Annotated in this window: 4 protein-coding genes; 2 read left to right on the top strand and 2 right to left on the bottom strand. The window is 59.3% G+C overall.

The genetic code is table 11. The features are described 5' to 3' along the window. Both DBR18_RS29890 and DBR18_RS24835 read right to left on the bottom strand, forming a co-directional pair. Nucleotides 1-772 (bottom strand): FGGY family carbohydrate kinase (locus DBR18_RS29890; RefSeq protein ID WP_256588938.1); only part of this gene is annotated, 772 nt, incomplete at its 3' end. 78 nt (nt 773-850) lie between these two features. Next, a complete protein-coding gene (locus DBR18_RS24835) occupies nt 851-1,702 on the bottom strand; it encodes an MIP/aquaporin family protein (protein WP_108592299.1) in 852 nt (283 codons plus the stop codon). Nucleotides 1,703-2,064: 362 nt separating this feature from the next. Between DBR18_RS24835 and ybaK the strand changes: the two genes are divergently transcribed. Together ybaK and DBR18_RS24825 are read left to right on the top strand one after the other, a co-directional pair. Continuing rightward, the gene (gene ybaK / locus DBR18_RS24830; protein WP_108592298.1) at nt 2,065-2,535 is read left to right on the top strand and encodes a Cys-tRNA(Pro) deacylase; all 471 of its coding nucleotides are present in this window, start codon (nt 2,065-2,067) and stop codon (nt 2,533-2,535) included. Nucleotides 2,536-2,630: 95 nt separating this feature from the next. Continuing rightward, a partial coding sequence (locus DBR18_RS24825) for a PhzF family phenazine biosynthesis protein (protein WP_146188793.1) occupies nt 2,631-2,871 on the top strand: 241 nt, incomplete at its 3' end.

Raw genomic sequence — 2,871 nt, 5'->3', positions numbered from 1 at the left:
GGCCTGGCTCGACGCACATCTGGCCGAACAGCGCAGCCTGCTGGTCGCCAGCGATACCGCCGATGGCGATGCCGCTCTTGGTACGACCGTAGATTTCCGACGACGCTTTGACTTCCGGGAGCATCTCGCGCGGGATGTCGAGGATCTCCAGCATCTTCGAATCCCATTCCAGCGAATGGATGTTGAAGAGCATGGTGCGCGAGGCGTTGGTGTAGTCGGTGACGTGCACCTTGCCGCCGGTGAATTTCCAGATCAGCCAGCTATCGACGGTGCCGAACAGCAGTTCGCCATTGCGCGCACGCTCGCGGCTGCCTTCGACGTTGTCGAGGATCCATTTGAGCTTGGTGCCGGAGAAGTACGGGTCGGTGACCAGGCCGGTGTTGTCACGAATGTATTCTTCGTGGCCATCGCGCTTGAGCTGCTGGCAGATCTCGGTGCTACGGCGGCACTGCCAGACGATGGCGTTGTACACCGGGCGGCCAGTGGTCTTGTCCCAGACCACGGTGGTTTCACGCTGGTTGGTGATGCCGATGGCGGCGACCTGATCGTGATGCAGGCCGGCCTGGGCCAGCGCTTCAACCATCACCGCGCTCTGGGTGGCGAATATTTCCATCGGGTCATGTTCGACCCAACCGGCCTGTGGGTAATGCTGGGCGAATTCGCGCTGGGCGGTGCAGACCACGTTCGCATCGCGGTCGAAAATGATCGCGCGGGAACTGGTCGTACCCTGATCGAGGGCAATGATGTAGTTCTTATTCTGAATGTCGGTCATGTCGATTGCCTTGGACGAAATAAGGGAGAGTGGGCCGTGGCGCGGGCTCGAAATGGGCAGGAGCCCGCGCCGACTGTTTCAAGAAGTTCTTGGTTTGCCGTCAATGGCCGGTTCTGCATCCTTTGTAGCAGGTGTGGCGCCGGTCAGGTGACGGGCGATGAGCCCGCGATACCCGGCAGCGCCGAGGCAGGCACCGACAATCGGTGCAAAAATCGGAATCAGGAAGTACGGGATTTCACGTGCGCCGGTGAAGGAAATTTCACCCCAGCCGGCGAAGAAAGTCATCAGTTTCGGGCCGAAGTCACGGGCCGGGTTCATCGCAAAACCGGTCAGCGGGCCCATCGAACTGCCGATCACGGCGATCAGCAAGCCGATCAGCAGCGGCGCCAACGGGCCTTTCGGCAGGCCGTTGTTGTCATCGGTCAGGGACATGATCACGCCCATCAGGATCGCGGTGATGATCATCTCGACCAGGAACGCCTGGGCGGTGGACAGCACCGGATTGGGGAAAGTGGAGAACACCGACGCCAGTTCCAGGCTCGCAGCCGAACCGCGAACCATTTGGTGAGTTTGTTCGTAATCGAAGAACAGGTTGCTGTACAGCGTATAGACCAACAGCGCGCCGCAGAAGGCGCCGGCGATCTGCGACAGGATATAGAACGGCAGTTTGCGCTTTTCGAAGTCAGCGAAAATGCTCAGGGCAATGCTGACAGCGGGGTTCAGATGCGCGCCGGAAACCCCGGCGGTGAGGTAGATCGCCATGCTCACGCCGACGCCCCAGATGATGCTGATTTCCCACAGGCCGAAGCTGGCGCCAGCGACCTTGAGCGCGGCGACACACCCGGTGCCGAAAAAGATCAGCAGTGCAGTACCCAGAAATTCGGCCAGGCATTGGCCCGATAGCGATGGTTGCGGTAAAGCAGTTGTCATTGAAAACCTCGGTTTTTGTTGTTGTCTGGCGCGTTTGCCGTCAGGGCAGAGCGCGATTTTCCCCGGGGCAGGATCCCCATCCTGTTCCCGGTGTACTGCTGGGTGCTGCGATGTCGATAATTCTTACATTATTCAGATTCGAAAAAATATAGACAAGAAACAAACCTGTCAAAGGTCGAAAGTGAACCGTCGGTCACAATAAAACTATCAGCCTGCTGAATGATCCTTCCCGCAAGCGCGGTGCTAGACCATCGATTAGCCTGCAATGCCCGGAAAACGGGGCTTGCGCTAGAGCCTTTTGCGATGCAATGGCCTAGAATCCGGCGCAGGTTTTTTCTCTTGATGCCGAGCCTGGAGCTGCCATGACCCCTGCGTTGGACTTGTTGAAAAAAGTTCGTGCCGAACATCGCGTGCACAGTTACGAACATGACCCGAAGGCCGCCTCCTATGGGCTGGAGGCCGCAGAAAAACTGGCGCTGGAGCCGGCGCAGGTGTTCAAGACGCTGCTGGCCGCCAGTGAAAAAAGTGAATTGCTGGTGGCGGTGGTGCCGGTCGTCGGAAGCCTTGACCTCAAGGGGCTGGCGCACGCGGCGGGCGTGAAGAAAGTCGAAATGGCTGACCCGGCTGCGGCACAGCGTTCCACCGGTTACCTGTTGGGCGGCATCAGCCCGCTGGGGCAGAAAAAACGTCTGCGCACGTTCATCGACAACTCGGCTCAGGGCTTTGCGACTATTTATGTCAGTGCCGGCCGACGCGGCCTGGAAGTCGAGTTGGCGCCCGCAGTGCTGGCCGAACACACCCAAGCCACGTTCGCCGACATCGGTCGCGCGTAGCACTCATTTCTGTATGAGGAAAATTGGCCGGTTCTGTCTCTGGCAATGATTTGGCCCGCGCCGCATGCTCTGCCCACGGACTTACGGAGAAGGTTATGCAGCTTGAGTTTCATCAGGTCGACGCGTTCAGTGATCGGCCGTTCAGTGGCAATCCGGCAATGGTTTATCGGCTCGACGCATGGCTTGCGGATGAGCTGATGCAAAAGATCGCCGCCGAACACAATCTGGCGGAAACCGCCTTCGTGGTGCGCGAAGGCGCGGCGTGGCACATCCGCTGGTTCACTCCGACCACCGAAGTGCCGCTGTGTGGGCATGCGACGTTGGCGAGCGCCTACG

Source organism: Pseudomonas sp. HMWF021 (assembly GCF_003061005.1).
In the GTDB taxonomy this organism is placed as follows: domain Bacteria; phylum Pseudomonadota; class Gammaproteobacteria; order Pseudomonadales; family Pseudomonadaceae; genus Aquipseudomonas.
The sequence above is the reverse complement of the archived record's forward strand: the minus strand, read 5'-3'. Positions and strand labels throughout refer to the sequence as shown.